Origin of the sequence: Melaminivora sp. (assembly GCF_032059615.1) — a bacterium.
GTDB lineage: Bacteria > Pseudomonadota > Gammaproteobacteria > Burkholderiales > Burkholderiaceae_C > Melaminivora.
On sequence record NZ_DAMCAM010000097.1, the window covers coordinates 1 to 6343 of the forward strand.

Annotated in this window: 7 protein-coding genes; 4 read left to right on the top strand and 3 right to left on the bottom strand. The window is 71.4% G+C overall.

Features of this window, described 5'->3' with window-relative positions:
• Both RT051_RS14190 and RT051_RS14195 read right to left on the bottom strand, forming a co-directional pair.
• Positions 1-453: GGDEF domain-containing protein (locus RT051_RS14190; RefSeq protein WP_313077656.1), on the bottom strand; the 453-nt coding region annotated here is incomplete at its 3' end.
• Positions 454-483: 30 nt separating this feature from the next.
• A complete protein-coding gene (locus RT051_RS14195; RefSeq protein ID WP_313077657.1) occupies positions 484-2178 on the bottom strand; it encodes a SulP family inorganic anion transporter in 1695 nt (564 codons plus the stop codon).
• 139 nt (positions 2179-2317) lie between these two features.
• Here RT051_RS14195 and RT051_RS14200 point away from each other — a divergent pair, with 139 nt between their 5' ends.
• The 3 genes from RT051_RS14200 to RT051_RS14210 all read left to right on the top strand — a co-directional run bounded on the left by RT051_RS14200 (position 2318) and on the right by RT051_RS14210 (position 5060).
• Entirely contained in the window at positions 2318-2878 is a 561-nt protein-coding gene (locus RT051_RS14200) for a BON domain-containing protein (protein ID WP_313077658.1), read from the top strand.
• 39 nt (positions 2879-2917) lie between these two features.
• Positions 2918-4147 (top strand): PLP-dependent transferase, encoded by a 1230-nt coding sequence (locus RT051_RS14205; RefSeq protein WP_313077659.1) that lies wholly within the window; start codon positions 2918-2920, stop codon positions 4145-4147.
• 106 nt (positions 4148-4253) lie between these two features.
• A complete protein-coding gene (locus tag RT051_RS14210) occupies positions 4254-5060 on the top strand; it encodes a DUF2189 domain-containing protein (protein WP_313077660.1) in 807 nt (268 codons plus the stop codon).
• A gap of 34 nt (positions 5061-5094) precedes the next feature.
• On the opposite strand, the gene RT051_RS14215 is transcribed toward RT051_RS14210, so the two are convergent.
• On the bottom strand, positions 5095-5760 hold the full coding sequence (locus RT051_RS14215) for an arylesterase (RefSeq protein ID WP_409520611.1): 666 nt from the start codon (positions 5758-5760) through the stop codon (positions 5095-5097).
• Positions 5761-5781: 21 nt separating this feature from the next.
• Here RT051_RS14215 and RT051_RS14220 point away from each other — a divergent pair.
• Positions 5782-6343, top strand: a 562-nt coding sequence (locus RT051_RS14220) for an ABC transporter ATP-binding protein (RefSeq protein ID WP_313077662.1), incomplete at its 3' end; no start/stop codon positions are given.

A 6343-nucleotide genomic window follows, 5' to 3' on the forward strand; every position in this document is an offset into this window, starting at 1 on the left:
CACGCGGCCGAAGCCGAACTGGCAGGCGGGCAGGACGATGGCGAACTCCTCGCCGCCCCAGCGCGCCAGGCTGTCCATGGGGCGCAGGCATTCTTCCAGCGTGCGCGCCACCGACTTGAGCACTTGGTCGCCGACGCTGTGGCCATGCGCGTCGTTGACGTATTTGAAGCGGTCGATGTCCAGCATCAGCAGCAGCGCCGCCTCGCCCGAGCGGGCCACGCGGTCGAGCTCGCTCTCCAGTACGTTCTGCAGGTGGCGGCGGTTGGACAGTCCGGTCAGCGGGTCCTTCAGCGACAGGTCGCACAGCCCGTCGAGCAGGGTCTGCAGATAGTCACGGGGCGTTTTGTCGTGCAGCCGGGCCTGAGGCCCCAGCGCCTGGGCCACCAGCGCGTGCGCCGTGGTCAGTTGCAGGTCTCGCAGGTGAACGGGGGCAGAGATCGCGGAAGTGGACACGAAGTGAGGCGGAAATGACCGGCAAGTGTATCAGTGCGCCACCGCGGGCTCCGGCGCCGGGCGGGCTGCCTGCAGCGCGGCGATAGCCTCCGCGTCGGTGCGGTGGATGTGCAGGTTGGGGCTCTCGGGCAGGGCACCGGCGCACTCCAGCGTGCGCTGCACCGGCAGTTTCAGGCCCGCCACCACCAGATGCCCGCCGCGCCCGCTGACCAAGGCGAACAGGCGGCTGAAGGCCTCGACGCCGGTCACATCGATGCGGTTGATGGGCAGGGCGAACAGGCACAGAGTGTCGATCTCGGGGCGCGCCGCCAGCTCGTCGGCCACACGCCGCTCCAGGGCGCTGGCCGAGGCGAAGTCCAGCTCGGCGTCCATGCGCAGCGCCAGCACGCCCGGAGCCAGCGGCGCGAGCTGCCACAGGTGGCGGTCGCGCAGGCTGCCGTCCGGGTGCAGGCCGACCTCGATGATGCGCGGGTGCAGGCGCTGGTAGAGGAAGTGCGACAGGTTGAGCACCAGCCCCACCAGCACGCCCCAGTACAGTCGCGGCGCGCTGGCCAGCGTCAGCGCGAAGGTGACCAGGCCGATCACGGTCTCGACCCGCGAGACCGGCCACAGCTTGAGCATGCCCATGGGGCGGATCAGGCTGGTGATGGCCGTGACCACCACCGCCGCCAGCACCGCCTGCGGCACGTGGTAGAGCGCCGGCGTGAGCCACAGCAGCGTGGCCAGCACCAGCAGCAGGGCAAAGAGCGTGGCCCAGCCGCTCCTGGCGCCCGCGTACAGGTTGATGGCCGAGCGCGAGAACGAGGCGCTGGTGGCAAAGCTGCCGCACAGGCCGGCGCTGACCTTGGCCATGCCGTGGGCGATCAGGTCCTGGTTCTCGTTCCAGCGCGTGCCGCCGCGGCTGTGCTCGACCTTGGCGCTCGAGGCCGTCTCCAGAAAGCTCACCAGCATCACCACCAGCGCTGGCAGGGCCAGCTCCTGCAGCTCACCCCAGGCCAGCCATTCGGGCAGGTACAGCGACGGCAGCCCGGCGGGCACCGGGCCGACCACGGCGCCGCCGGCGTCCGCCAGACCCATGGCCCAGCTGGTGAAGGCCGCCAGCGCGATCACCACGATGGCCGCTGGAAAGCCCGGGCGCCAGCGCCGCGCCAGCACCAGCAGCGCCAGGCTGCCCAGGCCGAAGGCCATGGCGCGCAGGTCGAAGTGGTGCAGCGACGGCGCGTCCCACAGTGCCAGCCAGGTGGTGCGCAGGCCCAGCAGCGCGGGTAGTTGTGACAAGAGGATCAGGATGGCCGCGGCCTGCGTGAAGCTGCCCAGCACGGGAGACGTCACCAGGTTGAGCAGCCAGCCAAAGCGCACCACGCCCAGCGTGAGCTGCACCAGCCCGGCCAGGATGGCCATCCACGCGGCCAGGCGCACCCACTGGGCGCTGCCGGGCTCGGCCAGGCCGGTGAGCGAGGCGCCTATCAAGAGGCTGGTCAGCGCCGTGGGGCCCACGCCCAGGCGGGTGGACGAGCTCCACAGCACGGCGACCAGCGCCGGCACCAGCGAGGCGTAGATGCCGGTCACCAGCGGCATGCCTGCCAGGTGGGCATAGGCCACGCCCTGGGGCACCAGCATCAGGCCCACGGTCATGCCGGCCCAGAACTCGCCGCGCAGCAGCTCGGCCGAGGGCCGGGGCCAGCCCAGGAAGGGGAACCAGCGACGCAGGAGCGCAAGAGTCATGGGGGGCATTGTCACGCGGCCGGGCCGCGCCTGCCGTGGCAGCTGCCCTTGTCCTACCGGTGTTTCAGCGCTCTCCCACCGCACCCACGGTGCGGGCGTTTTTACAGTTCCGGGCATGTCCAACGCAAGGAGAACAACCATGAACAGCATCCCTTCCAGGCCAGCCCCCGCATGGCGTGCCGCAGCACTGGCCACGGCCACCGTCCTGGCCATGGGCTTGGCTGCATGCAACAAGAACGACGACCGCACGGCCGGCCAGAAGCTGGACTCGGCCATCGACCGGACCGAGCAGGCGGCGCAGGACGCCAAGCTGCGCACCGAGGAAGCAGCGCGCGAGGCCAGGGCGGACATCAAGGAGTCGGCCCATGATGCCAAGGTGCGCACCGAGGAGGCGTCGCGCGACGCTGGCGAGCGCATGCGCGAGGCAGGCGAAAACCTGAAGGCTGAAACGCGCGAGGTCACGGCCAACGCCAAGGGCGCCGTGGAGGACGCCGGCATCACCGCCCGTGTGAACGCCGGACTGGCCAAGGATGCCGAGTTGAGCGCCATCCGTATCGACGTGGACACCAAGGACGGCGTGGTGACGCTGAGCGGTCCCGTCAAGAACGAACAGGCCCGTGAGCGCGCCACGCAGATCGCGCGCGGCGTCGATGGCGTGGGCCGTGTGGTCAACAACCTGAACATCACGCCGGGTTCGTGACACGGCAGGGAAGGGGCCTGCGGGCGCTACCATGCGCCGATGAGCCAGCAGCCCCTCTCCTTGCCCACCCGGCTTGTCCACCACGACTACACCCCCCCTGCGGGGTTCGAGGCGCCGCAGCCGGCGGTACACAAGGCCTCGACCGTGTTTTTCCCGAGCGTTGCCGCGCTGCGCGGGCGCAGCTGGAAGGACAGAGGCGGCTACACCTACGGCTTGCACGGCACGCCCACCACCTTCCGGCTCGAAGAGCGCATCGCCACCCTCGAGGGTGGCCAGCAGTGCCTGCTGGCGCCCAGCGGGCTCGCGGCCATCTCCACGGTGGCGCTGTCGCTGCTGCGCCAGGGCGACGAGGTGCTGATCCCCGACAACGCCTACGGCCCGAATAGAACCCTGGCCGAGGGCGAGCTGGCGCAGTACGGTATCACGCACCAGTGCTTCGACCCGCTCGACGTGCAGGACCTGGAGCGCCGCATCGGCGAGGGCACCCGCCTGGTGTGGCTGGAGGCGCCGGGCTCGGTCACCTTCGAATTCCCCGACCTGGTCGCACAGGTGCGCGCCTGCCGCGAGCGCGGCGTGCTAAGCGCGCTGGACAACACCTGGGGCGCGGGCCTGGCCTTTGCACCCTTCGACCTGCTGGGCGATGCCAGCCTCGGGGTGGACATCTCCGTGCACGCGCTCACCAAATACCCCAGCGGCGGTGGCGACGTGCTCATGGGCAGCATCACCACGCGCGACGAGGCATTGCACCAGCGCCTGAAGGCCACGCACATGCGCCTGGGCGTGGGCGTGGGCGCCAACGACGTCGAAGCCGTGCTGCGCTCGCTGCCCAGCCTGGAGCTGCGCTACCGCGCCCACGACCGGGCCGCGCGCGAGCTGGCGCGCTGGCTGGTGCAGCAGCCGGCGGTGGCCCAGGTGCTGCACCCGGCGCTCGAAGGCTCGCCTGGCCACGAGCACTGGCGCGCGCTGTGCGGCGGCTCTGCGGGCGGCGAGGGACTGGCCGCCGGGCTGTTCAGCGTGGTCTTCGACGCGCGCCACGGCCAGGAGCGGGTCGATGCCTTCTGCGACCGCCTGAAACTGTTTCGCCTGGGCTTCAGCTGGGGCGGGCCCATGAGTCTGGTCGTGCCGTACGAGCTGCGCTCCATGCGCGCGCGGCCCACGCCACAGCTGGCCGACGGCACGGTGGTGCGCCTGTGCGTGGGGCTGGAGGCGGTCGATGACCTGCGCGCCGACCTTGAGCAGGCGCTGGCGTACGCATTCGGTAACCCCTGAGCGGCCCCGGCGCGACCGGGATGGGTGATTACCTGGATGCCGGGCAACGGCCGGGGCTTTAAGGTGGCTGCGTCATCCACTGCCGCCGCAACCGCGGCCCCGCGCCATGATGGACTCGACCGCCCCCCGTGCCCCTGCGGCCGCACCGGCCACCCAGCTGCGCCCGCTGCATTGGCGCCAGCCCTTCGAATGGCTGGCCCGCGGCGCCTCCGACCTGCTGCACGCGCCCGGCATTGCGCTGTTCTACGGCCTGTGCTTCTGGGCCATGGCGCTGCTGCTGGGCTGGGTTTTTCGCGCGCAGCCCGAATACACCATGTCGCTGGCCAGCGGCTGCCTGCTGGTCGGGCCCTTCCTGGCCATGGGCCTGTATGAGGCCAGCCGCCGGCGCGAGGCCGGCCTGCCGCCCAGCCTGGGCCAATCGCTGACCTGCTGGGACAGCCACATGGGCAGCATGGCCATGCTGGTGCTGGTGCTCATCGTGCTGGAGCTGCTCTGGGGCCGGGCGTCGCTGGTGGTCTTCGCCGTGTTTTTCAACACCGGCATGCCGTCCACCACGGGCGTGGTGCAGGCCGTGTTCAACCCGCAGAACTGGCAGTTCGTCATGGCCTACGCGGCCGTCGGCGGGCTGTTCGCGGCGCTGGTGTTCTCGTTCACCGCGGTGGCCATTCCCATGATCCTGGACCGCGACACCGACGCCCTGACGGCTGCCCTCACCAGCATGCGCATGGTGCTGGACAACCCCGGCGTGATGCTGCTGTGGGGCGCGCTGATCACGCTGCTGGTGGCCGTGTCGTTGTGGCTCTGGGGCGCGGGGCTGCTGCTGACCGGGCCGCTGCTGGGCCACGCCACCTGGCATGCCTACCGCGCGGCGCTGGCGGCGCCTGAGCCGCCGGTGGAGACAAACAGGCCTTGAGCGCGCAGGCCGGTCGCGCCGGCAGGCGCCCTTTTCAGCGCAGCAGGGGCTGCAGATGCGGCCAGACGTTGTCCAGCATCAGCGGCTGGGCCTGGGCCGTGGGGTGGATGCGGTCGGGCTGGAACAGCCGCGTCGGGTCCGGGCCGTCGGCCACGCCCTGCAGGAAGAACGGCACCAGGGCGGCCTTGCGCTGGCGGGCCACGGTCTCGAACACGGCGGAGAAGCGGCGCGCATAGTCGGCGCCGAAGTTGGGCGGGATCTGCATGCCCACAAGCAGCACCCGCGTGCCCGCCTGCTGCGCCAGCTGCACTATCTGCGAGAGGTTGCGCTCGGTGCCGACCAACGGCAGGCCGCGCAGGGCGTCGTTGCCGCCCAGCTCCACGATGACGTGCGTGGGCCGGTGGCTCTGCAGCAGCGCGGGCAGGCGGGCCAGGCCCCCGGCGGTGGTGTCGCCGCTGATGCTGGCGTTGATCACGCGGGCACCGATGCGCTCGGCGTCCAGGCGCTGTTCCAGCAGGGTCACCCAGCCCGTGCCGCGCGCCAGGCCGTATTCGGCGCTGAGCGAGTCGCCCACGACCAGGATGACGGGTGCGCCAGAGCCTTTTGCCGACTGCGCCCGAGAGGGCAGGGCGGCGCCCAGCAGGGCGGCAGCCGCCGCCGCGATACAGTCGCGCCGAGTCGTCCGTCTGTCGTTGTTCACCGCATTCCTTCCCTGATCTGCATGTCCCAGCCGCCCCGCGAACCCGCCGCGCCGCCCCTCGTCGAGGTGCGGCACCTGTACAAATCCGTGACCGATTCGGGCGGCACGCTGGACATTCTGCAGGACATCCATTTCACCCTGCCGGCGTGCCAGACGCTGGCCATCGTGGGCGCCTCGGGCTCGGGCAAGAGCACGCTGCTGTCGCTGCTGGCCGGCCTGGACACGCCCACGCGCGGCACGGTGCTGCTGGCCGGACAGGACCTGTTCGCGCTGGACGAGGACCGCCGCGCCGCGCTGCGCGCGCGCCAGGTGGGCTTCGTGTTCCAGAGCTTTCAGCTCATGGCGCACCTCACGGCGCTGGAGAACGTGATGCTGCCGCTGGAGCTGGCGGGCCTGCGCGACGCGCGCCGGCGCGCGACCGACATGCTGGCCCGCGTGGGCCTGGGCGCACGCCTGGGGCACTACCCCAGGCTGCTGTCCGGCGGCGAGCAGCAGCGCGTGGCGCTGGCGCGTGCCTTCGTGGTGCAGCCGGCCGTGCTGCTGGCCGACGAGCCCACGGGCAGCCTGGACTTTGCCACCGGCG